The organism is Psychrobacter sanguinis, assembly GCF_020736705.1.
In the GTDB taxonomy this organism is placed as follows: domain Bacteria; phylum Pseudomonadota; class Gammaproteobacteria; order Pseudomonadales; family Moraxellaceae; genus Psychrobacter; species Psychrobacter sanguinis.
On sequence record NZ_CP085990.1, the window covers coordinates 1,084,922 to 1,108,805 of the forward strand.

The window sequence follows — 23,884 nt, forward strand, 5'->3', positions numbered from 1 at the left end:
ATTCACTCTAAATTAAAAAGCCGCCTAAATTTTAGGCGGCTTTTTTGTGTGATTGTCCAACTATTACCTGCTACAACAACCATTCAATCGGCAATAAGGAGCAGACCCAGACGCCGGCACGCGATAAAAAGCTGCTGTGTGGCTCATCATCAAACTCAAGGATTTGGTTGTCTTCGATGGTTTCCCAGTGCAGTTTACCTTTGGCGTTTTTACTGACCAAATAGCTGTACTGCATTTGTTTTTGTTTCATGTTATCTGCCAAATAGCTGGCCATCTCCTCGCTATCAAACACGAACCCCATTTCAGTATTCAATGCTGCAGAGCGGGGGTCCATATTAAACGAGCCGACAAATAGCGTTTTATTATCGATGATAAAAGTCTTGGCATGTAAACTGGCGCCACTACTTTTGATAATACCCCCATGATTTCTAGTAGTGACCGTAGCATGAGGTTTAAGCTCGTATAAGGCGACACCTGAGGTCAATAAAGGTTTGCGGTATTTGGCATAGCCGGCATGAACGGGGATAACATCGGTAGCCGCTAAGGAGTTGGTCAATACGGCAACATTTTTCCCTTCTTGGGCCAGACGAATAAATAAGTTTGCGCCTTGCTTGGTCGGGACGAAATAAGGAGAAATGATAAGTAGTTCCTCCTTAGTTTTCTGCATTAACGGAGTGATATGAGCCAGTACCGAATCTGCCTCTCTCGATTTTTGCAAACCTTTGGCAGGGTCATCACTAATCAGCTGGGTCTTGGTCCAAATTAGCGGAAGTGAACCGTCACGTAACTGCTTTACAAATTTAGACTCCCCAAGCTCTTTTAAGAAACGCTGAGTATCAACATCTTGTGAGGGAGAGGTATCAAAAGGCTCTGTCGCTGCCGCTTTAACAATACTTTGCAGTGGATAGGAGGATTCGCTGGCCCAGTAACGGTCGAAATCTTGCTCTACTTCCTTAGCCGCAGGCCCAACGGTGGTAATGTCTAAATCTGCAAACATTACACCACTACCAAAGCCAAAGTATTCGTCGCCAACGTTGCGACCCCCAGTTATAGTTACTAGACCATCAGCGCTAAAAGACTTATTGTGCATGCGGCGATTGAGTCGGAAAAAATCACTCAAGTAACCTAAAGGTCGTAAAGTTCGCTGCATAAAGGGGTTGAATAGCCGTATTTCTATATTAGGGTGAGCGTCAACACTGGCCAATAACTTGTCCATACCCCCCGTATTATTATCATCTAGCAATAAGCGGACCCGTACCCCACGTTCGGCAGCTTGATATAAGCTTTGCATCAACAGATGGCCCGTGGTGTCATCATGCCAAATGTAATATTGCACATCTAAAGTTTTTTCGGCAGCAGCGGCCAAAGACAATCTAGCCAAGAAAGCCTCATGGCTATCACCTAATAAATAAACACCGCTCATATCAGGGTGTTGCTGCATAGCAGGCAGTAACTGCCGAGCCAAAGCAGTGTCAGAATCTATTGGTAAATGAGTGGACTTGGTGCGCTGGGTATTGTCAGGCAAATCCTTATAGGTAAGAAATGCCAACAGAGTCAAAAGAGCAAGCAATCCGACAATAAACAGCAATAATATTTTTAGAGTTTTTATAATCATAGTACTGCTCTTTTGAGGGGAGAATTTTGATTCATGGCAATAAGGGCGGCTAGCATAAAAGCTTAAAATGAGACATTAGGCAGCAGAGAGCAGTAAGCGTAACTAGACGGTGAGCGAGTAAGGATAAAAAAGCCCGCTCAAATAAGCAGGCTAGATTAAATAACGGTTACAGTCCTCTCATTTTATGAGCCACAATACAATTAGCCTTTTTTCTGTAAATAGGTGACAAACTTATAGCTTAAGCCACTGTCTTCATCGGTAAATGATTCAGATTCTTCAGTTAATTCAAAATCTTCAGGTATTTCAGGATAAAAAGCATCGCCGTCTTCAATATCAGTGTCAACGATGGTCAACTCAATGCGGTCGGTAAACATCAAAGCGTTTTTAAAGACGCGTTCACCGCCAATTACCCAAATAGTTTCAAACTTTAGTCCATGAGCCACATTAGCAGCGTGGGTTAACGCATCATCTAAATTATGTACCACATGCACATCTTCAAGACCTTCCAAGTCCTTTTGTTTCGCATAATCCATTTGAGTGGTAATGATAAAGTTTACCCGTTTTGGCAAGGGTTTTGAACCCATCGATTCAAAGGTTTTGCGGCCCATGATAACAATACCCTTTAAACCGCTATCTACATAGGCATCGGTCTCGGCAGTGGTTAAGGCTTTAAAATGCTTTAAATCATTGGGGATATGCCATGGTAAGTTATTGTCTTTACCAATACAGCGGTTATTGCTAATGGCCGCAATTTGGGCAACTTGGGTGTGGGCATAGCTCATGAAACCATCCTTTCGCTAATCAATTACTGTCTTAATATGGGTTATAAATGTGTGTAGCTTATAAAATATGTCGCTTATAAATATAAAGGTATCTTATAACTGTCTAAACGCTAAACGGCGACCGGTGCTTTGATAGCAGGGTGCGATTTATAGTTTTCGACTCGAATGTCATCAAAGGTAAAATCAAAAATATCTTTAATATCAGGATTCAACCATAGGGTGGGCAGCTCATAAGCCTCGCGTGACAGCTGCTCATTTACCTGTTCAATATGGTTTTGATACAGGTGACAATCGCCACCGGTCCAAATAAATTCACCCACCTCTAAGTCGCAGACTTGAGCAATCATATGGGTTAATAAGGAGTAGCTGGCAATGTTAAACGGCACCCCTAAAAATAAATCTGCTGAACGCTGATACAATTGGCAAGACAGCTTGCCATCTGCTACGAAGAATTGGAATAGGGTATGGCAAGGGGGCAATGCAACCTGAGTCGCTTCCGCAGGGTTCCAACCAGAGACAATCAAACGGCGAGAGTTGGGGTTGTTTTTAATTTGCTCAATCACCTCAACGATTTGATCCACCCCATCTTGGTTGTAGCTGCCATCTGGTTTTTTACTGGCACCATAGTTGCGCCACTGATGACCATAGATAGGGCCAAGCTCGCCTTCGGGGCGACCAAATCGAGCAGTTTGTTCAGCCGTTGACCATTCATTCCAAATACGCACCCCATTGTCCTGTAAATATTTAACATGGGTATCGCCTTTTAAAAACCAAAATAGTTCATAGGTAATCGATTTCATGTGAACTTTTTTGGTGGTTAATAACGGAAAACCGTCGCTTAAATCAAAGCGTAATTGGGCGCCAAAGTGACTGCGAGTTCCTGTACCCGTACGGTCTCCCTTTTCGGTACCGTGGTTACGAACGTAGCGGATTAAATCCAGATAGGCGGCTTCATTTTTTTTAGTGGTTATCATAGTGATACAGTCAACGTTTCAATTCAAATAATTAATAAAAAGTAATGAGCAAATTAAAGGGCTAAATCCTTGAGTGTGGCCATTAGTGCTTAGGATTAGCTTGCGTATTTGCCCCAATCATATTGCTGACGACGATAAGCTAATACCATTAATATCAAGCCAATAATAATCATAGGCAAAGTGTATAGCTGTCCTTTACTCATCCAACCAAAGATTAATTGATAACCTTCATCGGGCTGACGGAAAAATTCGATTGTGAAGCGACTGACTCCATAGCACAACATAAATAAAGCAGATACAGCCATACGTGGGCGTGGTTTAGAAGAAAACCACCAAACCAATATAAAGGTTAATAAGCCTTCGGCAAAAGCCTCATACAACTGCGAAGGATGACGTGGTAACAGGTAGTTGCCATTCACTTGCATTGCTAGAGACTGTAGTGCAGGATTGGCGGCAATTAAGTCGGCATCAAATTGCGCAGCTTGAGGGAAATAGGTAAGCCAATTATGACCGCCATCCGAGACTCGACCCCAAAGCTCGCCGTTAATATAATTACCAATACGCCCAAATAACAAACCTGTTGGCACACACGGTACGATAAAGTCTAACACGGTGAATATGGGCTTTTTGTATTTACGAGCAAAATAAATCATTGCTAAGGCCACGCCGATGAAGCCACCATGGAAGGACATACCGCCTTCCCATACTCTAAATAAATACATGGGGTTGGCGAGCAATTGATCAAATTGATACAGTAGGACGTAGCCAATGCGGCCCCCTAAAATCACACCCAATGCGCCAAAAAACACTAAGTCTGACACCATATCTTGTGTCCAGCCTTCGCGCTTGGAACTGCGATACCAAGCAAGTCCGTAGGCTGCGACAAAGGCCAGTAAATACATAAAACCGTACCAATGTACTTGAACGGGGCCGAGTGATAGGGCTACGGGATCAAATTGGGGATGAATCATCATGGCGTATCGTCACAAAGTTGGTCAATAAATGAACCTCATAATAGCAAAAATAGACCCTGTCGAATACTGCTAGTCTATTATCCGTTTATAAAAGTTTAGACCAGAAAAAGCCAAGTACAGCAATGTACTTGGCTAAATTAAAAATCACGAGATCATACTAAAGCAAATATACGGGTTTCTTAAGCTAAATCGCCACCAATTGTTGGATGTTATTTGCCGCCATTTCCGACCCTTTACCTTGTGCCACCACTTGCCCTCGTGACAACACCGTATAATTATCGGCCAGTTCTTCTGCGAACTCATAAAACTGCTCGACCAAGACAATGGCCATATTGCCTTGACGGGCTAAGTCCTGAATAACACGGCCAATATCTTTAATAATAGAAGGCTGGATACCCTCGGTAGGCTCATCCAAAATAAGTACCCTAGGTTCTGAAGCAAGTGCACGAGCAATGGCCAATTGCTGCTGTTGACCTCCAGACAAATCGCCCCCTCGGCGATGCTTCATTTCATCAAGTACTGGAAATAAATCATACAAATGTTTAGGAACTTTACTGGCTTTACTCTGAGAGAACTTAGCCATACCAATTAAAATATTTTCTTCTACCGTGAGCGTAGAAAAAATATCGCGACCTTGAGGGACATAAGCCAACCCTTGATGTACCCGTTGCTCAGGGCTCTGCTTACTGATGTCTTTATCATCTAAGATAATTTCACCCGATTTAATCGGTAAAATACCCATTAAGCACTTCAGTAAAGTTGTTTTACCCACCCCATTGCGACCAAGTATTACGCTACATTCTCCAATGGGAGCGCTCAGAGTGACGTCGCGAAGGATATGGCTGCCTCCGTAATATTGATTTATGGCATTAACTTGTAACATATGACTACCCTAATTTATCTGTGTATGCTTGGTATCGTGTTTTTTTCTTGAGGACACGCCCTAGAGCTTATCGACCTAAGTAGGTTTCGATTACTGCTTCATTATTCTGAACATCATGTAACGTACCTTCAGCCAAAATTGCCCCATTTGCCAAAACCGTTACTTTTTCGCTAATGGCATCGATGAAGGTCATGTCATGCTCGACGACGACCAAGGTATGATCTTTTTTAAGACGCAAACAAAGCTCAGCGGTATGTTCGGTTTCTGCGTCGGTCATGCCAGCGACCGGCTCGTCTAATAAAATTAACTTTGGGCTTTGCATTAGTAGCATTCCAATTTCAAGCCACTGCTTTTGACCATGAGACAGTAGTCCTGCCGGCTTGTGTAACATCTCTTTTAAGCGAATCTGTTGTAGAGTGGAGTCTAGGGTGTTTTGGGTATCAGCATCGATACGGGTATACCAACTTCTCGATACTCGTTTGTCTTTAGGGGCCGCAAGCATTAAGTTATCTAATATCGTAAAGTTTTCAAATACAGTGGGTTTTTGAAATTTACGTCCGATACCTGCTTCTGCAATTTGCTCAGTGGATAAAGTGGATAAGTCATGAACCTGACCGAAAAAGGCGGTACCCGAAGTTGGGCGTGTTTTACCAGTAATGACATCCATTAACGTAGTTTTGCCTGCACCATTGGGACCAATAATACAGCGTAGCTCACCTTCTTCTATATACAAGGATAGGTTGTTTAAGGCTTGAAAAGAGTCAAACCAAACGTCAACTTCTTCAAGGTATAGCGCAATACCATGACTTAAATCAGGTCCAGATTTGGGGGTAGTATGCACCAGCCCGTCCAGACCACTACCGTATTCTTCAATCGCATTATTGGCGGTAAAGGAAGCATTAGGTACTAGTGGATTTTCGGCAGGACGGATCGCATTTGGGTAGTTAGACATTATTCTTTCTCCTTCTTAAATCGATCCAGTAAACCAATAATGCCATTGGGTAAAAATATGGTAACGACCACAAATAAACCACCTAATATAAGTAACCAAAACTCAGGATATGCCACAGTAAAGTAGGTCTTAATGGCATTCACCGCACCGGCACCCACTATGGCACCAATTAATGTGCCGCGACCGCCAGCTGCTACCCATACCGCCATTTCAATCGAGTTGACTGGGTTCATTTCACCTGGATTAATAATACCGACTTGAGGTACATACAGCGCCCCTGCTATCCCAGCGATAACTGCAGACAGTACCCAAGCAGAAAGCTTGTACCAGAGAGTACGATAGCCCAAATATTGCAGACGGTTTTCACTGTCACGAATAGCACCCAACACTCGGCCATAAGGTTGGCTCATTAAGTAACGCAGTCCCAAATAAGAAAAAAGGAGGGCCAAAGCAGTTACAAAGCATAGCATGGCTCTTGTTGAGGCCGCCGTGATGTCATAGCCCAGTAGGGTAGTAAAGCCGGTAAAACCATTGTTACCCCCAAAGCCTGTTTCATTGCGGAAAAACAGTAGCGCTGCTGCATAGGTCATGGCTTGGGTGATGATGGAGAAATAAACCCCTTTGATTTTAGAGCGGAAAGCAAAATAACCAAAGATAAAGGCCACCAGTCCTGGAACCAAAACCACTAACGCCATTGACCACCAAAAATTTTGAGTGCCCGCCCAATACCATGGCATTTCAGTCCAACTTAAAAAACGCATAAAGTCAGGTAGGGCATCACCGGCCGTTTCACGGGTTAAATACATGCCAAAGGCATAACCGCCAAGTGCAAAGTAAAGACCGTGCCCTAAACTTAAAATACCGGCATAACCCCATACTAAGTCTAGTGCTAAAGCCACCATGGCCAGCGCCATAATTTTGCCAATCAAAGTAATCCAATAAGCAGAAATATGAAATGTTGAGTCTACCGGCATCAAATGTAGCCAAGGCAATATCAACAGTACTAAAAAGCACAATCCAATAAGCAGGGCATTACGGGGTCTATCTGATAATAATTGAGTAAAACGCATGGGGGTTTCCTTAATCCACAAAACGGCCTTTGAGGGCAAATAAACCTTGTGGACGCTTCTGAATAAACAGGATGACAAGAACCAGAAGTACTATTTTGGCCATAACTGCACCAATGCCTATCTCGAGTACAGTGCCACTGATACCAAGGCCTAATGAAGCCAGTACAGCGCCCCAAACTTGTCCAACACCACCGACGACAACGACTAAGAAGGCATCAATAATATAGGTTTGTCCCAGGTCAGGACCAACGTTGCCGACCTGTGCCAACGCACAGCCTGCCAGTCCAGCGAGACCTGAACCCAAACCAAAGGCCAACATATCAATACGTGCTGAGCGAATACCTACGGCTCTTGCCATTTGACGGTTTTGGGTTACCGCACGGACGAATAAACCAAAGCGTGTTTTATTTAATAAATAAATCAGTAATGCCAATACGATAACGGTAAAGCCAATAATGGCGATACGGTTATAAGGGAGAACGAGACTAGCAGAGACTTGATAGGCGCCACTTAACCAATCTACGTTGCTGACTTCCACGTTCTGAGCCCCAAAAATCATGCGCACCAATTGCATCAAAATCAGACTCACCCCAAAGGTAGCCAATAAGGTTTCAAGCTCACGGCCATAAAGCGGGCGAATCACCACCCGTTCGATAATCATGCCAATGATGGCGCTGACTAAGAAGGCGACCGGAATAGCGGCAACTAAATACCAGCCTGCCATGCCAGGTAAATAAGCCTGAAATAAGTTTTGCACCACATAAGTTGAGTAAGCACCAATCATAATTAGTTCGCCATGTGCCATGTTTATGACACCCAGTAAGCCAAAAGTAATCGCAAGACCAAGAGCAGCTAGCAATAGAATACTGGCGGTACTCATACCGATAAATAAGTGCCCGGTCCAAGTGCTTACTTTGATGCGATTGGCGACACTACTTTGCGCATTGGTTAAGGCGCTTTTAAGCGCAGGATTCAAATTTTCTGTAGTCAAAGCCGATTCTATATCAACCAATACTTGTGGACTATCACTGTCTGCCAGTTGATTGAGCGCTTCAATCTTAGTTGCCGTATTACCGTTTTTAAAATCGATACGGGCTTGCAACGCACTTAAGGCCGAAAGCACTTTTTTATTACTCTCATTAGTAGCCGCAGCGCTGATAAGCGTAGGATCTACTTGGTCAATATTGTCTGATAAAATATCGACCGCTTTTAAACGCTGTGTAGGGTCTTCTGAAGCCAGCTTTACCTTAGCCTGACCAAAGATAAGGGCCGAGCGTAGGGTGCTGGTTAGTGTGACTTGTGATAAATCACTGGGCCAATCTGCGGTCTCTTTTTTATCTGGATAGGTAAACAACTGGTCTTCAGCATTGAGTAAATAGGTCTGACCGTTATTACCTTGGTACAACCGATCATTGCTGATTAATTCGACCAAAGTATCTAGACTTTCGACGGATCCTGGCCAATGATTCAACATGGTCTGTCGTTTGCTAAAGTCGCCTGCGACAAATTGCTGGATAGGGTCTAAGGCGTTAGAATCTGTTGATACCTCAGCAAGGGTAGCGGCGTTATTCAAAGCGGCTGGCGAAGTAAGCGATTGCTCATTTTGATTGGCCAAAGTATGGCCCGGAGTGCTAGCAACATCAGAGGTAATTGCCACAGTATTGGTTGGCTGAGAAGAAGTAGGGGTTTGTACGGCTGATGCTGTTTCAGCCTGCGCCGGTAGCATCAGTAAAATAACGGCAGTAAATAATGCGGCCACCCATAAACAAAGGTTCATAAAGTGTGGCAATAACCCTTGTTTATAAATGGCAGCTTTATTGGTTTTGTGTTCTACGTTAGCTTGGTGCTCTAGTTTATATGATGTGTTTGAATCAGTAATCACGGCATTTGTAGATAAGCTTTGCCCGTGTATTGAATATGAGTTTAGCATAGGCATCTTTTACGGCTCCTTAGTGATTTTTCAATCAACTTATAGGGGAGGGTCATTGAGATAAAAGAGAATGGCAATAAGGTCCGATTCTCTTTTATGGTTCATGAAGTAAATTTAGGATAGGTAGAGCGTTGTCTGCTTATCCTGACTGCCAGCTAAAGGACTAATCTTTGGTAAGCCCTTAGCCATTAATCTCTACTTAGGAATATACTGACTCCAAGGTTCAGCACGGATAACTTCTGGGGTTTTATTGATAACATCAAATTGACCATCGGCACGAATCTGACCGATCATAACTGGCTTCCATAAATGATGATTTTCTTCATCCATTTTTAAGGTATAGCCTGATGGCGCATCAAAGGTCTGACCGCCCATACTAATACGCACTTTATCTACGTCAGTAGTACCCGCTTTTTCAACCGCTTGTTTCCACATATTGATACCCACGTAGGTGGCTTCCATAGGATCATTGGTCACCACTTTATCGGCATTAGGCAGCTTATGATCCACGGCGTACTTTTTATACTTTTTAGTAAACGCATTATTTACTGGGTTCTTAATAGACATGAAGTAGTTCCATGCTGCTAAATGACCTTGTAATAAACTGGTATCAATACCGCGTAATTCTTCCTCACCCACTGAGAAGGCCATGACAGGAATGTCTGAGGCTTTGATGCCTTGATTGGCAAGCTCGCGATAAAATGGCACGTTTGAGTCACCATTAATGGTCGAAATTACTGCTGTCTTTTTGCCAGTTGAAAACTTCTTTACGTTCGATACGATGGTCTGATAGTTACTAAAGCCAAATGGGGTGTACTCTTCCATGATGTCAGCATCAGCCACACCTTTCGATTTTAAGAAAGCTTTTAGAATCTGATTGGTGGTACGAGGATAAACATAATCGGTACCTAGCAGTACAAAGCGTTCAGCTTTACCGCCTTCTGGACTCATTAAATATTCCACCGCTGGTATAGCTTGTTGATTGGGGGCTGCGCCAGTATAAAAAATATTCTTTGATTGCTCTTGACCTTCATACTGTACCGGGTAGAACATCAGGCCATTTAACTCTTCAACTACCGGAAGTACTGATTTACGTGATACTGAAGTCCAGCCGCCGAAGATAACATCTACTTTGTCTTGAGTTAATAGCTGGCGAGCTTTTTCTGCGAATAATGGCCAGTCTGAGGCTGGATCAACTACCACAGGCTCAAGTTGCTTGCCTAATACACCGCCATTAGCATTAATTTCTTCAATGGTCATAAGTGCTGTATCTTTTAACGATGTTTCTGAAATAGCCATGGTGCCTGATAAAGAATGTAGAATTCCTACTTTAATAGTATCGCCATCTACCGAAGGGGTAGCTTTGGTTTCAGTAGTTGTTTTTGAGGTGGTTTCAGCTGGTGCAGTCTCGTTATTGGTTTCAGCTGGTTTTTGACAGCCGACAAGGCTTAAGCTACCTAAGATAGCAACGGCCAATACCGATAAATGAGACTTCATAACAGGGTTGTTCGATAGTGATAAGTTGACCGTAGTAGAAGGAACTGAACCAAAAATTGACATAAAACTCTCCAGATAATAAAAACAGCATTAACGTAATTAAAAGTTTCTAACTGTTAACTTTGTTTCAATATCCATGCCAACTAGAAATAAATAAATTGCACCAAAACATTTATTTATAGCGATAAATCTGCGCGCTTTTGAGTCATTATGGTTAATTTGTAATTAATGCACCTTAAATAGCTGTTTATTAATAGGTAAAAAGAAACACTAGAAATTAACTTTGGGACAGTCAATTGAGCTTAGATACTCTGTTTTTATGAAACATTAGATTCATAAGTTGCTACTTTCATAAATGAGAATAGGCTGTAAAATCAAAGTAGTGATTGTTAGTTATCAGTCTCCAGTTACTTTAGAAGCGGGCATTGAGCGCTAAGTAGCAATAATAAAATTAAGGAAGCCTTATGTGTATCGCCGCCATTGCTTGGCAATTATTTGATGAGATGCCGTTAGTACTGCTGTCCAATAGAGATGAGTTTTTGCAACGACCGACAACACCGGCTCATCAATGGATAGATATGCCCATCTATGCCGGTCGTGATGACCAAAGTGGCGGAACTTGGCTAGGCATTCATCAGCAGACATTATCGTCCGATAACGTGCAGTCCGAAAATGTATCTAGTCAAAATGGACGTTGGGCGGCGGTATTAAACTTTCGGGATGGGGTACAGGCTGCCCCAAATCAGCATTCTCGGGGGGAACTGGTTACCGGCTTTTTGACCAGTGATTTATCGCCTTTGGCCTATGCTCGACAAGTGAATTTGCAAGCTTATGCGGGCTTCAACTTGATTGTCGGCGATGACAAACAGGCAGTGATAGTCAATAATCGAGGTTATCCGCCGACCGCTTTACACAGCGGATTACATATTATTTCCAATGGCCAACCAGACAATGCCTGGTTTAAGTCTGAACGTTTGCGAGGTTGGGTACGCCAAGAGGTATTGCCCTTAATCAGTGAAAGTCTAGCTTTTCACAATGGAGATAAGGATTATTGGCTACCTGCTGCTTGGGAGGTGCTGACAGATACGCAACAAGCCCCTGATGAGCAGCTACCTGATACCGGTGTGCCTCCTGCTTTGGAGCAAGCCTTATCTTCGATTTGTATTGATACTCCAGAGTTGCCGAATTATGGCACTAGGACTCAAAGTATTTTGACCCTGAGCAAGCTTGCCAATAGCAATAACAAAACCGCTGAACCCTTATCGAAATTAATCTTAAAAAGCCGTGAGTACCTGATCAAACATTCGTAAGAACTGTAAGACTTTTATAAACAGCTTTCTTATAAAGAACTCTCTTATAAGAAGTGTTGTCTCATACAATGCCTTCTTATAAAACACCTTCATATTTCTTGGTAAAATACAGTTACTAAATTCCCTAATAAAAATAAGGTTATTTCGTCATTTGGACATATTTTAATCGTTATACTGGTTGTGGTGAGTAATAGTTTAGGGGTAATTAAACAGTTATCACCAATGCTTATTACCAATAAGGATCAAAAGAACAAACACACAAGGAGTACGACATGAGTATGATGAAATCATTAATATTTGTTGAACCAGGCAAAATTGAGCTGACCGAAAAGAAGATACCAGACGTAGGTCCCAACGATGCGCTGATTAAAATCACCACGACCACCATATGCGGGACTGATATTCATATCTTCAAAGGAGAATATCCAGTTGCCCAAGGGTTGACGATAGGCCATGAGCCAGTGGGGATTATTGAAAAGTTAGGCAGTGCTGTCATGGGTTATGAAGAAGGACAGCGGGTTATCGCTGGTGCTATTTGTCCCAGCTTTAGCTCTTATGCTTGCCAAGATGGACTCCCTTCTCAAGACGGAGGCTATATTCAACCTGATGGGACTTGCGCCTGTCACGGCTACAAAGCCACAGGCGGTTGGCGCTTCGGCAATATTATAGACGGGACGCAGGCAGAGTATGTATTGGTTCCTGATGCACAGGCCAACCTGGCGCCTGTGCCAGACGGTTTGAGTGATGAACAGGTATTGATGTGTCCTGATATTATGTCGACCGGCTTTAAAGGGGCGGAAAATGCCAATATTCAAATTGGCGATATTGTTGCAATCTTTGCCCAAGGGCCGATTGGGCTGTGTGCCACTGCTGGTGCTAAACTGAAAGGCGCTTCTACTATTATCGCCATCGATGGCAATAATGAGCGCTTAGCAATGGCTAAGAAGATGGGGGCAGATATCACATTAAACTTCAAAGAAGTGGATGTGGTGGATGAAGTTATGAAACTCACAGGAGGTCGCGGTGTAGACAGCAGTATTGAAGCGCTCGGCTTACAGTCGACCTTCGAACAAGGCCTAAAAATACTCAAACCTGGCGGCACTTTTTCAAGTTTAGGCGTTTACTCCGAGGATTTAACCATTCCTATGGCTCATTTTGCCGCTGGTTTAGGCGATCACACCATACGTACCGCATTATGCCCAGGCGGTAAAGAGCGTATGCGCCGTCTATTGAATGTGATTGAATCCGGACGTATCGACCTATCTGAGATGGTAACCCATACCTATGCTTTGGATGATATCGTTGAGGCTTATGATTTATTTATGCATCAACGCGACGGGGTGCTAAAAGTGGCTATTAAACCTTAACTGCTCACTATTACTAACGCATTCATAGTTTATAAGAGAGTACTATAATAAAAAAAGAGGCCTGTATCACTGGATACAGGCCTCTTTTGATTAAATACTACAATAAATATTATTTTAACTATTATCACTTTAACGATAAAAAGTTTGGTGATTAAACGGGAAGCAAATGATTAGTTTGTTCCGGTAAAATCAACTCTTTTTTAAGCGGTAACTCGCGTGCCAGCTCGCGCAATGCACGGCGATATACGCCCCGTTTAAAATGAACCACTTGACCTAGCGGATACCAGTAGCTGACCCATTCCCAATGGTCAAACTCTGGTTTGGCTGTATCAAAGCGGATATGTTCAGTATTCGGCTCATCTAGCTGGAGCAAAAACCACTTTTGTTTTTGTCCGATACACAAAGGATACTGCCCATGACGTATGTAACGTTTAGGTAGGCGATATCTCAGCCAGTTGTCAGTAGCGGCTAGAAGCTGAACGTGTCGAGGATATAAGCCTACTTCCTCCCACAGCTCTCGGTACATAGCATCGAGAGGCGTTTCCCCCTCATCGATACCCCCTTGCGGGAACTGCCAAGAATCATGACCAACTCGTTTTGCCCATAGTACTTGTCCTTGTGTATTAGCCAAGATGATACCGACATTGGCTCTGAAGCCGTCTGCATCAATCATGACGATAACCTTAAAATTTAAAAATGTTGAAATATAATCAGTTTATTATTTCGAAATTAACTTTGGATATCTATTATCATTTTAATTTCCAATAGTTAACAGAAATTAGACAAACTGAAAATCATTAACACTATTAAACCAGTATTTGATGTTAAATGGTAACTATATTTTGATATAAAATGTTTCACAGCCTCGCTAGAAGGTTGCAAATTATCCCTCGTTGATTTACTCAGTCAAAAGCAAAAATAAAATTAAAAAATATAAATAAATCAATGCAGTATAAATAACTTATGTCAATTTAAGATAAAAGAGTAGAGAGGGTCTATCATCTACTATAAGATGATAAAGACATGAATAACGAACGTTAATAATATTGCCTAAATGTGGCGGCAAGTGTACACTTGTTCACCATATGGTTTTGATTCCATTTATTTGCATTTAACACTTAATTACTGACAAGGAAGTCCAGATGTTTGCAAATTATTCCAGTACACCTTCTTCTGCGAAAAATCGCACTTATACACCTTCTCTTAAAAGGTTATCAAAAGCGATACTGGCCATTACCTTATCTAGCGTGGGTGTTGCCCATGCCAGTGACTATAGTAGCGTCACCTTTTTTGGGGATAGCTTGACCGATGGCGGTTATTTTAAAAAAGCGACTGAAGCACTAGGTCATCCACAGTCAGGGCAATATACTACTAACCCTGATAACACTTGGGCCACGCCTTTTGCAGAGAGTTTAGGATTAAACTCAGTACAGAATACTTATGATGAGGCAACGGGTCAGCAAATGACGACTGGTAATAACTATGCGATTGGTGGTGCTAGATCCGGGATCGATTTGCAACATGATAAATATGAAGACACGACTGGCAAACCTCTCCCTGTTTATTCAACACGCAGTCAAGTAGATCGCTATTTGGCTGATAAAGATATTGATTCAAAGGGTCTGTATACGGTATGGACGGGAGCAAATGATTTATTTGCTGTTGTAAAAGATGTACCTAATGCTTCAAATATTATATCTGCTGCGGTAAGTGATGAAGTGGCGACGGTTAAAAAACTACACGATAATGGTGCCAACTATATTGTCGTCCCAAATATTCCAGATGTTGGGTTAACCCCAAACTTCGTAGGCACGCCTTTAGCAACGTTTGGTACTGGTTTAGTGAACCAATATAATGAAGCATTATATTCAGGTGTGAAAAATACAGGGGCCAATGTTATCCCGTTAGATACTTTTAGCTTAGTACAACAGGTAGCAGCAAATCCGACCGCTTATGGTTTTAGTAATGTCACTGACAAAGCCTGTAAAAATACCAGTTCTGTTGAGTGTGGAAGAGCGGACTTAGATAAGCCAGGGGCGGAAAACAGCTATTTCTTTGCAGATGGCGTGCATCCCACAGGACGTGCACACCGCATGATTGCTGACTATGCCAATTCAGTAGTCACTGCACCAAGTCAGGTCAGTGTGTTACCACATATTGCCACACAGTCTGGCTTAGCCACCAATGAGCGTCTACAAACTCATATCAATCAGCGTCAAAACCAAAATCACACTCTACAGAGCACGAGTCCGGAAGGGTGGGTGTCTGCAAATATCAATTCGCTAGATGTGGCTGGATTTGAAAGCAGTGGTAATGCGCAGCTGCTATTGGGGCTAGACTTTGCTCATAATAACTTACCGAATGCGATGACCGGGGTTTATGCCAATCTGAGTCAATCAGAACTAGACAGTAGCAAGCGTACTGGCCTTGATAAGGTTGATTTTGATGAGCTAGGGCTTGGCTTGTATCACAGTCATAACCTAGGCAAAGTACAGCTAAATGGAGCATTAGGTTATAGCACTATTGATATGGAAATAAACCGTAAGGTGAGTCTAGATAACTATACTAGGAACTATAAGTCAGATGTCGATGGCAGCCGCTATTATGCGTCGTTGCAAGCCGGTTATCCGATGCAGATGGGCAATATGGCACAATTTACTAATACCACAATAACGCCCTATCTTGGTGCTACGGCCAACCGTGTTAAGCTTGATGCAATTAAAGAAGGGGCAGCAGATGACCCTATTGCCATGCAGTTTGATGAGCAGAAATATAATACGGTATATGGCACGTTAGGGGTGAAAGCCAATAGTCGTTTGAGCAACAACTTAAACGTATTTGGTGATGTCCATTATCAAAAACAGTTAGACGATAATCATAAAGAAGTCACAGCACGAGTAAACACGTTGTCTGACATGTCATTTACAGCACCAAAAGCCAGCCTTGATGATGACAGCTTTGGGGCTAGCCTTGGATTGTCTCGTCAGTTTAAGTCATTCTTTGGCAGTGCTGGCGTGTCGTATGCTTCAGGCGATGACGACGATATCACCAGCGTATTTATTGAATTAGTTAAATAGTATTCTCTGAATTGCTTTAACTCATTAATTTACAGTTTACAGTGAAATAAGACTAAGGCTGAATAGTTGTGACTATTCAGCCTTTTTGGTTTTAGGCGGTAGCAAGATAGTCGATAAGCTAAATGGTCGATAAGCTAAGCTGAAGACAATGATTACGCGAAGCTTATTTGCATCGACCGAAGAGCGTGGTACGATTAACCTAGTTTTTAAATAGTAATGACCGCATGCTTTATAAGACGGTTACTAGCAATATTTTTATAAATAATAGCAAACAAATAGGTTGAAAATTATGAGTACTGAGGCGCCTAAACAAGACCCAAAATCTATGCCGTTACAAGGCAATGTGGTGTGGCAAAAAGACAGACATTTTTTGGGTACTGCCCCCTCTGGAAAACAAGTCGATATCGATGGCAATAAAGAAGCCGGTGCAAGTCCTATGGAACTGATCCTGTTAGGCTTGGGTGGCTGTGCCAGTTATGATGTGGTTGGTATCTTAGAAAAAGGCCGTCAAGACATCCAAGATGTACGCTGCGAGTTATCGGCTGTACGTGCTGACACGGTTCCTGCTGTTTTTACTGATATTCATCTACACTTCGTGGTAACCGGTAAGGATGTCAAAGAAAAACAAGTGGCCAAAGCGGTAGAGTTATCAGCAGATAAGTACTGTTCAGCCAGTAAAATGCTGGCAGCAGGTGGGGTCAAAGTGACACACAGTTTTGAAGTAGTGGCCAGTTAAAATCGGTCAGGCCAGATAGTCCACAATCTAAGGAAGATATGATGAGTTGGTTCTTTGCTTTAATACCAGATACGGCAAATGTGGCCATTTGGTCGATGATGATTGCCAGTGTCTTGCCACTGCTATTTGCCATATTGGCCAAAGTATTGGGTGGATTCGGTGTGGCTGACAATAGCCATCCGCGTGATGTGGTAGCAAAGTATACTGGCCGAGCCGCACGTGCCAATGCTGCCCAGCAAAATAGCTATGAAAGTTTACCTATCTTTTTAGCGTCTGTTATCGTGGCCATGCTGTTTTTTGTGCCTCAAGTGGTGATTAACTACTTGGCAGTCGTGTATGTGATGTTACGGGTGATTTATGGTATCGCTTATATCGTTAATCTGCCAACACTACGGTCTATCATTTGGACATTATCGATGGCCTGCTGCTTTATGCTATTTTATTTAGCGATTAAAATGGCCTTCTAAGCGGTCTATTGTGATTGGTTATAGTAGGGCTGTTGAATAAAGTCAGTTAATCGACCAATGGTCTGAGCTGCCCTGCATAAAATGCCATAAATTAAACTGTATACCTAAAAAAGGAGCTTGGCCTAAGCTGCGCTCCTTTTTTAAAATGAATTATTATTCTTAAAATGTGCTACTGCTCTTATAGTGAATCATTATAAGCTTGAGACCGTAGCCTATTAATAATGTCTTGCTTGTCTTGTACCCGTTTAATGCTATCCCAAAGCACTTTGGCTTCCAGATAGCCTTTACTGAGCATCCCTAACCACTGTTTATAACGTCCTACCAACACCTTATCACTTTTGGCCTCTCCTTCAAGAAAAGCAATTTGATGGGGTATTAACTCGTGCCACGTCAGTAAAGCGGCAGGCGTATCAATTTGAGCCACCAAGTCGGGCCGAGTTACGGCACCTCGACCTAGCATTAAATGAGACGTATTCGATTGGGTGATGCAGCGTAGTGCCTGTTCATGATTCCAAATTTCGCCATTGGCAATAACCGGAATGGGCAGCTCAGTAAATCCTGTAATTTTTTCCCAATAAGCGGGAGGCTTATAGCCTTGCGTTTTGGTACGAGCATGTATCGTCAGCCAGTTAGCGCCACTGTCAGCGATGGCCTTTTTAATATCATTCATATTACTAGTATCGGTATAGCCTAGACGTATTTTGGCCGATACGGGGATATGAGAAGGTGTCTTATCGCGTACCGCAGAAATAATATCACGCATCAGGCTAGGCTCATCGAGTAACACACTGCCACCGCGATGATTATTAACCGTCTTTGCTGGACAGCCAAAATTGATATCTATAGCAGGTGCACCAAGGGCACAGGCTGCTAAAGCGTTTTCACCCATCAATTCTGGATTACTGCCCAGTAGCTGCACATGAATGGGGGTGCCGCTGTTAGTTCGGCTGTCATTTCTTAGCTCAGGCACAAAGCGGTAAAACACATGATCCGGCAGCACATGCTGAGTCACCCGAATAAACTCACTAACAGACCAATCATAGGGACGCCCCAAATCGCTGGCAACTTGGGTCAGTATTCGACGCATTAATGGGTCAGTGAGTCCTTCCATAGGGGCAAGAAGGCGCACGGGTTTTGAGAAAAATTGGGTGGCAAAAGACATATCGATTACACGTGTGGGTTTGAGAGGGGCATCATAACTTATCTGTATGAATACAGCCACTAGCCTGATATTCTAAATAGGGCGAAATTAAAAGAAGAAAAATATAAAAGGATAAGAAAAATAGTGATAAATGATAAGACGCAAACATTTATAGAAGAATATAAACGAGAGACCAGTCAGTCCAATGTAACCATAACTGCTTGGCAGTTTGGTACAGAGCCAGATGAATTGGCAAGACTGGTGGTTAGAGGTAAGAAGACAGCCACCTGTTCATTATATAAATTGTATGAAATAGAAGGTGAGCCCTTGCCACAAGTTGGCTTACATCAAGTTATCTTAGACAGTACAGACCAACCGGTAGCAATGATTAAAATTACCGAAGTTAGCCTTACGCCGATGCAAGAAGTACCGTTGGATTTTGCTTTAGCCGAAGGCGAGGGCGACGGTAGTTATGAATATTGATGGAACGGGCATATTAAGTTTTTTAAGTCTCTCGCTAAAGAGTTCAATATTACTTTCGATATCCGAGACTTACTTGTGTGTGAACGGTTTGAAGTTGTCAAAGTTAGTGACTGTTTTAGCTATTAAGTTTAAATAGAAAGCAAAATTATGCTGTTATTAAAGAGTTAAATTTTCAATAACAGTGGCTAAGGACCATGATAATATTAGGCTAAAGGTCTAAAAGGTTAAGGCTTTACCACTCGTAACTCTGATATGATTTGTTCTAAGTGTGATTTACCCTGAGTACTCCAAATATTATAAAAGCAATGATTATCGCCTAACGTCAAATAAGCCAACCATTTTCCGTTAGGATCACCCCCTTCACGCCCATAAGTCAACTCAGTGCCATCTTGATACACAAGGTGGTCATTCCAAATACTGCCTTTCCCTGCAGGGTCACTGATTCCTGAAAGCGCCACACCATAAGCACTACGTAAAGCAGGTAAATCATAAGCCACGCCCCAACCTCCCGAAAAATTGGCACGCCGTACACTTCTATCAATGAGGTGAGAGTTAGCGGTGGAGGGAAGGGCCAATAGAGGACACTTCCTGCCAATTTCAGATTTCTTCCATTCCGTCTTATAAACCGAATCAGTTTCAGAAGCGGTAATAGGAGCTAAGCGCCATGATTCAGGAATAGCAGATGGCGGTACGAGTCCAGGTACAGACTGGGGACGGTTGGCATCTGTGATGAGAGGTATTTCGGTAAATGGTGGTTTTGCAGCAGTTGATGAGTTATGTGGCACATGGCTAGATGATGCGTGGTTTGCTACTACCGGAGAAGTTTGCTGTGTGTGTTGAATAGTTTGTGTTGTCTGAGTAGTCGAAGGCTGCGCAGAAGACTGGCAGCCAGTAATACCTAAAAATAAAAGGGTGGAACAGGATAAACGTATACTTTTTAGCGCAATATTACTTTTTATAACACCATTATTTTGAGTAAACTTGAAGTTTGTCATAACCAGTTCCTTGTTTCTAAACAATCTGATTAAGGGTTTGAAATAGTTTGCTTAATAATTAGTATCTGCTAGTGCTATAAAAATTATTGTAAAAATTTATAGTTAAAAATTATCGTTTACTACTTAAATTTGAGTAATGTTGACTCAGTTGTAATTTAGACAATAGTGGACGTACTGTCTCGTTCATTAAGACCCGTAAATGACTTTTTTACCCGACTTGAAGCCAGAGATTAAGTCGCTGATATTGTGAATGTCTAAATTGTCCTTGGCTCGGGTACAAGCCACATAAAGTAGACGTAGTTCTTCAGGACTAATCTTAATTCCATTCGGCGTCACATCATAATAGAAGTCATCATCGAGCTGCACCCGATCCCATTCAAGACCTTTTGCTTTATGGGCGGTAGAGATAACATAGTCGGCATCACGCACATCTGTCAGGCTATTTACCGCTTGTGACAACACCTCGGTACCATGGTCATCAACCAACTTTACCAATGTCTTAAGGTCACTGCCTTCATTGGTCTCCGCATAATCTTGAACATCGCTCCAGTTATAAAAATAAGCAAGCTCTGGCACCCCGTAAGCAGATTTGCCTGCCTTTAAGCTCTCAGCCGCTTTACAGAATTTAAGCATTCTATCAGCATCCGCTTGTAACGCCACTTTATGACCGTTCTTTAGACCTGCCAACAGTTGGGCCATGGCTGAGGCATTGGTACGGCATAGAATCGCATCCTTTTTGCCATGGGTGGTTATTTTAGCGGTGCTTGAGGTTTTATTAGGATTGCCTCGAAGCGGTACTTCTTCTTGCAGCGCTTTCAAAAATAAGTTGGCCACATCTGCAATGTCCTCCCCAAAACGAAAGGATTGGGTCAATAAGGTTTGTGGCAAAGGTAGTTTTTTCATGGCATTGATCGCACCGCGCCACTCATAAATTTGCTGATGGGCATCGCCCACATAAATAACTTGTTGCTGCTGCTGAGTCAAAATACCCATCATTAACGGATCGGCATCCTGAGCTTCATCAAACAAAATAAATTCAGCAGGGATAATAGGCTTAGACAATGCCCATAACTTGAGATAAATATCATGACCAATACCAGCAGGATGTCTGGCATCAATAGACTGTAACCAGCGCTTTTCTACCGCAGGGTAAAGTATCTCACGCAGTTGTTCTTCGTCAGCCGCCGATATCCAACTGGGGAAAATTAGGTGGCGCGGGGCAGGGTAGCTGGCATGAGTACTACAAAAATTACTCACCGCATCACTGACAAAACGGGCTTGACGGGCAGGGGTTAGATTGATATAGCTGGTTTTACCTTCCATCTGACGGCGAACTTGAACCGTGCGCAATCCCAAATCATCGCCCAAGCGTTTTGGCGAAAATCTGGGTAATGATAACTTAGCGGTAATATCACGTGGCACATGGCGGTAGGCTAAAGAGTGAAAGGTACGGCAGTCGACATGCCCTGGGAATCTTTGCTTGGCCTCATTGGCGATGCCCTTGTTAAACGCTAAGTACAAACCACGCCCTCGTAAACGTTCAGCGATAAGCTTTAATGTTGTGGTTTTACCAGCACCGGCATATGCCACTACCTTAAAAGATTTACCATCCATGGCCATGTTTAAGGCGGCCAACTGTTCATCGGTCGGGTCACTCATATAAGCCGGCATGGGTGCAGACGATAAAGCAGTTACAGACATATTATTACCTATGGATTAAAAAGAGGGACAAAGTCAGAGGGCAACAAAGCGAACTTAATATCAGCAAGCCAACTTTGTTTATAGAGCAAAAGGAGGGTTAAAACTAACCTTAAATTTAGCGTTAAAAAACCATTGACGAGGCAATGGTAGCTTGTACAGCCTATGATTTAAGCGCCCACTATAAGACTGACAACTGCTTATAGCTAAAGGCAATAGAATGAAATATTGGACAAACAGTAGAGGATAGTAAATACAGCAACCAGATTATTATTACAGGGTGCATTTGCTTATTATAGCAGATTATCGAGAACGGATAATCCAAACCCTGTATTAATAACCGGCTATTTTATCCGCTTTTATGCTTCTTCAGAGTCCGCTTCTTCCTCAGAAACTGCTTTCTTTTCTTTCACCAGTAAGCGCGCGAAAAGCAAACCCAGTTCAAATAACAAAATCATTGGAATGGCGAGTAAGAACATAGAGGGCACATCAGGAGGCGACATTACCCCTGCCGCTGCGAAACAGCCTACAATAACATAACGACGCTTATCAGCCAGACTGGCCACCGAGACAAGACCCGTGACTACTAAAATAAGCACCACAACCGGTATCTCAAAAGTAAAGCCAAACATCATTAATAGCTTGGTGACAAAACTGAGATAACTCTCGATATCAGTCATGGGCACGACACTAGAGGGCGAGAAGGTAATTAAAAAGCTAAGCGCCCGCTTCAACACGATAAAATAGGCAAATGCCACACCAGTATAAAATAGGACGATTGAAGACAATAAAATAGGCACCGCTATTCGCTTTTCATGCTTGTATAACCCTGGTGCCACAAAAGCCCAAATCTGATACAAAATAAACGGCATAGCAAAAAAGGCTGACGTCAGCAAAGTCAGACGAATAGGGGCCATAAAGTTGGCCACAGGGTCAATGGCAATCATCGTTGAAGCAGTGGGTAGGATTTCTACCAAAGGCTCAGAGATGATGTCATAAAGCTCGCGTGAAAAGCCTACTAAAGCTAAGAATATAACGGTAATCACCACCATTATTTTGATTAAATGCATTCTTAGCTCGACCAAATGCTCGGTTAGTGGCATATCGGCTAGGGCTTCTTCAGAGGGAGCGTCTGATATTGAGTCCACACCGTTGTCATTTAAACTAGTGTCTAAACGGTCGTCGTGTTCAGAAACAAAACGCTGTTTCTTCTTTTTGAATAAGCTCATGGTTTGACCTCAGTAGGCTTAGCTGAGCTAGGAGTTAAATCGTATAACAAAGGGTTGGTGGTATAATTTGGTAAAAATGGCGCGGGTGGCAAGCGTCTTGCTCTGTCATAGTCTCCTAACAAAAACCACATATTTTTCCAAGGACGGGTCATGGTAGCGCTGAGCTGATGAGCCGGGTCACTGTCGACTGAGGTATGATAGGTGTAGTTTGTATCTGACTGAGTATCCGCAGATAGCCCATCTTTTTCAATATCTTTCTTAGTGAGTGTTGGAGCAGATGTCTCACTGGCTGTTTCAGAGTTATCTTGAGCAGTAGATTGCCCAAGCGGCGCTTGTTTTAACTGTGAGTTTTGTTGTTCAAACTCTTGCAAACTGCCGCGCAGTTGGGCCATCTCTTTTTGCATTTGTGCTTCTGACTGACGAATTTTAGCCAACTCTTGCTGCATAAGCTGCCGAGTTTCTGCCAAATCCAGTTCAGCTTCCATTTCAGCCTTTAAGGTACCGATGGTACGTCGGAACTTAGAATAATAAGTACCTACCGTCCGTACGGCTTGCGGTAATTTTTCGGGACCCAAAACAATGAGCGCAATGATACCGAACACCATAAGCTCATAAAAACTGAAGTTAAACATAGCCGCTTAATATCCCATCACTGTATTTTTCTATTACTGTACTTATCTATTATTTTAGTAGCACAAACAATT

General features: G+C 42.7%; 21 protein-coding genes. 6 read left to right on the top strand and 15 right to left on the bottom strand.

Annotated elements, in window-relative coordinates; genetic code table 11:
• Nucleotides 1-70 precede the first annotated feature (70 nt).
• From LK453_RS04530 to urtA, 9 genes are all read right to left on the bottom strand, one after another.
• The gene (locus LK453_RS04530; protein ID WP_007394833.1) at nucleotides 71-1,615 is read right to left on the bottom strand and encodes a phospholipase D family protein; all 1,545 of its coding nucleotides are present in this window, start codon (nucleotides 1,613-1,615) and stop codon (nucleotides 71-73) included.
• 200 nt (nucleotides 1,616-1,815) lie between these two features.
• Nucleotides 1,816-2,397, bottom strand: coding sequence for a dihydrofolate reductase (locus tag LK453_RS04535; RefSeq protein WP_007394834.1), 582 nt, complete (start codon nucleotides 2,395-2,397; stop codon nucleotides 1,816-1,818).
• Between the two features lie 110 nt (nucleotides 2,398-2,507).
• Nucleotides 2,508-3,371, bottom strand: coding sequence for a thymidylate synthase (locus LK453_RS04540; RefSeq protein ID WP_201536157.1), 864 nt, complete (start codon nucleotides 3,369-3,371; stop codon nucleotides 2,508-2,510).
• A gap of 95 nt (nucleotides 3,372-3,466) precedes the next feature.
• Nucleotides 3,467-4,345, bottom strand: coding sequence for a prolipoprotein diacylglyceryl transferase (lgt, locus tag LK453_RS04545; protein WP_201536155.1), 879 nt, complete (start codon nucleotides 4,343-4,345; stop codon nucleotides 3,467-3,469).
• Nucleotides 4,346-4,529: 184 nt separating this feature from the next.
• Nucleotides 4,530-5,228 carry an urea ABC transporter ATP-binding subunit UrtE gene (gene urtE, locus LK453_RS04550; RefSeq protein WP_201536153.1) on the bottom strand — a complete coding sequence of 233 codons (699 nt, stop codon included), beginning with the start codon at nucleotides 5,226-5,228 and terminating at the stop codon, nucleotides 4,530-4,532.
• Between the two features lie 67 nt (nucleotides 5,229-5,295).
• Entirely contained in the window at nucleotides 5,296-6,102 is an 807-nt protein-coding gene (gene urtD / locus LK453_RS04555; RefSeq protein WP_201536209.1) for an urea ABC transporter ATP-binding protein UrtD, read from the bottom strand.
• A gap of 77 nt (nucleotides 6,103-6,179) precedes the next feature.
• Nucleotides 6,180-7,250, bottom strand: coding sequence for an urea ABC transporter permease subunit UrtC (gene urtC / locus LK453_RS04560; RefSeq protein ID WP_201536151.1), 1,071 nt, complete (start codon nucleotides 7,248-7,250; stop codon nucleotides 6,180-6,182).
• A 10-nt stretch (nucleotides 7,251-7,260) separates the two neighbouring features.
• Nucleotides 7,261-9,186, bottom strand: coding sequence for an urea ABC transporter permease subunit UrtB (gene urtB, locus LK453_RS04565; protein WP_379652742.1), 1,926 nt, complete (start codon nucleotides 9,184-9,186; stop codon nucleotides 7,261-7,263).
• 189 nt (nucleotides 9,187-9,375) lie between these two features.
• Nucleotides 9,376-10,677, bottom strand: a complete 1,302-nt coding sequence (gene urtA / locus LK453_RS04570) for an urea ABC transporter substrate-binding protein (RefSeq protein WP_201536203.1) — start codon at nucleotides 10,675-10,677, stop codon at nucleotides 9,376-9,378.
• Between the two features lie 464 nt (nucleotides 10,678-11,141).
• Between urtA and LK453_RS04575 the strand changes: the two genes are divergently transcribed.
• Together LK453_RS04575 and LK453_RS04580 are read left to right on the top strand one after the other, a co-directional pair.
• Nucleotides 11,142-11,987, top strand: coding sequence for an NRDE family protein (locus tag LK453_RS04575; protein ID WP_201536149.1), 846 nt, complete (start codon nucleotides 11,142-11,144; stop codon nucleotides 11,985-11,987).
• 278 nt (nucleotides 11,988-12,265) lie between these two features.
• Nucleotides 12,266-13,354 (top strand): NAD(P)-dependent alcohol dehydrogenase, encoded by a 1,089-nt coding sequence (locus LK453_RS04580; protein ID WP_265578866.1) that lies wholly within the window; start codon nucleotides 12,266-12,268, stop codon nucleotides 13,352-13,354.
• A 151-nt stretch (nucleotides 13,355-13,505) separates the two neighbouring features.
• Here LK453_RS04580 and LK453_RS04585 read toward each other — a convergent pair whose 3' ends face one another.
• Nucleotides 13,506-14,027, bottom strand: coding sequence for an RNA pyrophosphohydrolase (locus LK453_RS04585; RefSeq protein ID WP_007394871.1), 522 nt, complete (start codon nucleotides 14,025-14,027; stop codon nucleotides 13,506-13,508).
• Between the two features lie 469 nt (nucleotides 14,028-14,496).
• Here LK453_RS04585 and LK453_RS04590 point away from each other — a divergent pair, with 469 nt between their 5' ends.
• The 3 genes from LK453_RS04590 (at nucleotide 14,497) to LK453_RS04600 (ending at nucleotide 17,634) form a co-directional block, all read left to right on the top strand.
• Entirely contained in the window at nucleotides 14,497-16,431 is a 1,935-nt protein-coding gene (locus LK453_RS04590; protein WP_201541532.1) for an autotransporter domain-containing protein, read from the top strand.
• A 325-nt stretch (nucleotides 16,432-16,756) separates the two neighbouring features.
• A complete protein-coding gene (locus LK453_RS04595; RefSeq protein ID WP_376751548.1) occupies nucleotides 16,757-17,167 on the top strand; it encodes an OsmC family protein in 411 nt (136 codons plus the stop codon).
• Between the two features lie 41 nt (nucleotides 17,168-17,208).
• The gene (locus LK453_RS04600) at nucleotides 17,209-17,634 is read left to right on the top strand and encodes an MAPEG family protein (protein ID WP_201536200.1); all 426 of its coding nucleotides are present in this window, start codon (nucleotides 17,209-17,211) and stop codon (nucleotides 17,632-17,634) included.
• 178 nt (nucleotides 17,635-17,812) lie between these two features.
• On the opposite strand, the gene LK453_RS04605 is transcribed toward LK453_RS04600, so the two are convergent.
• On the bottom strand, nucleotides 17,813-18,796 hold the full coding sequence (locus tag LK453_RS04605; protein WP_201536132.1) for a tRNA dihydrouridine synthase: 984 nt from the start codon (nucleotides 18,794-18,796) through the stop codon (nucleotides 17,813-17,815).
• 123 nt (nucleotides 18,797-18,919) lie between these two features.
• Between LK453_RS04605 and LK453_RS04610 the strand changes: the two genes are divergently transcribed.
• Nucleotides 18,920-19,258 carry an ASCH domain-containing protein gene (locus LK453_RS04610; protein WP_201536129.1) on the top strand — a complete coding sequence of 113 codons (339 nt, stop codon included), beginning with the start codon at nucleotides 18,920-18,922 and terminating at the stop codon, nucleotides 19,256-19,258.
• Between the two features lie 224 nt (nucleotides 19,259-19,482).
• Here the strand turns inward: LK453_RS04610 and LK453_RS04615 are convergent, their stop codons facing one another.
• The 4 genes from LK453_RS04615 to tatB all read right to left on the bottom strand — a co-directional run bounded on the left by LK453_RS04615 (nucleotide 19,483) and on the right by tatB (nucleotide 23,812).
• Nucleotides 19,483-20,253, bottom strand: a complete 771-nt coding sequence (locus LK453_RS04615; protein WP_201536126.1) for a hypothetical protein — start codon at nucleotides 20,251-20,253, stop codon at nucleotides 19,483-19,485.
• A 186-nt stretch (nucleotides 20,254-20,439) separates the two neighbouring features.
• Nucleotides 20,440-21,954, bottom strand: a complete 1,515-nt coding sequence (locus LK453_RS04620) for a UvrD-helicase domain-containing protein (RefSeq protein ID WP_201536123.1) — start codon at nucleotides 21,952-21,954, stop codon at nucleotides 20,440-20,442.
• A 356-nt stretch (nucleotides 21,955-22,310) separates the two neighbouring features.
• The gene (gene tatC, locus LK453_RS04625; RefSeq protein WP_201536120.1) at nucleotides 22,311-23,180 is read right to left on the bottom strand and encodes a twin-arginine translocase subunit TatC; all 870 of its coding nucleotides are present in this window, start codon (nucleotides 23,178-23,180) and stop codon (nucleotides 22,311-22,313) included.
• Complete coding sequence (gene tatB / locus LK453_RS04630) at nucleotides 23,177-23,812, bottom strand: Sec-independent protein translocase protein TatB (RefSeq protein WP_201536103.1); 636 nt, start codon at nucleotides 23,810-23,812, stop codon at nucleotides 23,177-23,179. Before tatB ends, tatC begins: the two co-directional genes overlap by 4 nt.
• Nucleotides 23,813-23,884 lie beyond the last annotated feature (72 nt).

What these genes read in the sequence shown, in the direction of transcription:
- urtE (WP_201536153.1), bottom strand. Translation starts at nt 5,228, where the DNA reads ATGTTACAAGTTAATGCCATAAATCAATATTACGGAGGCAGCCATATC.
- LK453_RS04615 (WP_201536126.1), bottom strand. Translation starts at nt 20,253, where the DNA reads ATGACAAACTTCAAGTTTACTCAAAATAATGGTGTTATAAAAAGTAAT.
- lgt (WP_201536155.1), bottom strand. Translation starts at nt 4,345, where the DNA reads ATGATGATTCATCCCCAATTTGATCCCGTAGCCCTATCACTCGGCCCC.
- tatB (WP_201536103.1), bottom strand. Translation starts at nt 23,812, where the DNA reads ATGTTTAACTTCAGTTTTTATGAGCTTATGGTGTTCGGTATCATTGCG.
- urtA (WP_201536203.1), bottom strand. Translation starts at nt 10,677, where the DNA reads ATGAAGTCTCATTTATCGGTATTGGCCGTTGCTATCTTAGGTAGCTTA.
- LK453_RS04620 (WP_201536123.1), bottom strand. Translation starts at nt 21,954, where the DNA reads ATGTCTGTAACTGCTTTATCGTCTGCACCCATGCCGGCTTATATGAGT.
- urtC (WP_201536151.1), bottom strand. Translation starts at nt 7,250, where the DNA reads ATGCGTTTTACTCAATTATTATCAGATAGACCCCGTAATGCCCTGCTT.
- LK453_RS04595 (WP_376751548.1), top strand. Translation starts at nt 16,757, where the DNA reads ATGCCGTTACAAGGCAATGTGGTGTGGCAAAAAGACAGACATTTTTTG.
- LK453_RS04605 (WP_201536132.1), bottom strand. Translation starts at nt 18,796, where the DNA reads ATGTCTTTTGCCACCCAATTTTTCTCAAAACCCGTGCGCCTTCTTGCC.
- LK453_RS04535 (WP_007394834.1), bottom strand. Translation starts at nt 2,397, where the DNA reads ATGAGCTATGCCCACACCCAAGTTGCCCAAATTGCGGCCATTAGCAAT.
- LK453_RS04580 (WP_265578866.1), top strand. Translation starts at nt 12,266, where the DNA reads ATGATGAAATCATTAATATTTGTTGAACCAGGCAAAATTGAGCTGACC.
- LK453_RS04530 (WP_007394833.1), bottom strand. Translation starts at nt 1,615, where the DNA reads ATGATTATAAAAACTCTAAAAATATTATTGCTGTTTATTGTCGGATTG.
- LK453_RS04575 (WP_201536149.1), top strand. Translation starts at nt 11,142, where the DNA reads ATGTGTATCGCCGCCATTGCTTGGCAATTATTTGATGAGATGCCGTTA.
- tatC (WP_201536120.1), bottom strand. Translation starts at nt 23,180, where the DNA reads ATGAGCTTATTCAAAAAGAAGAAACAGCGTTTTGTTTCTGAACACGAC.
- LK453_RS04590 (WP_201541532.1), top strand. Translation starts at nt 14,497, where the DNA reads ATGTTTGCAAATTATTCCAGTACACCTTCTTCTGCGAAAAATCGCACT.
- LK453_RS04585 (WP_007394871.1), bottom strand. Translation starts at nt 14,027, where the DNA reads ATGATTGATGCAGACGGCTTCAGAGCCAATGTCGGTATCATCTTGGCT.
- LK453_RS04600 (WP_201536200.1), top strand. Translation starts at nt 17,209, where the DNA reads ATGAGTTGGTTCTTTGCTTTAATACCAGATACGGCAAATGTGGCCATT.
- urtB (WP_379652742.1), bottom strand. Translation starts at nt 9,186, where the DNA reads ATGCCTATGCTAAACTCATATTCAATACACGGGCAAAGCTTATCTACA.
- LK453_RS04540 (WP_201536157.1), bottom strand. Translation starts at nt 3,371, where the DNA reads ATGATAACCACTAAAAAAAATGAAGCCGCCTATCTGGATTTAATCCGC.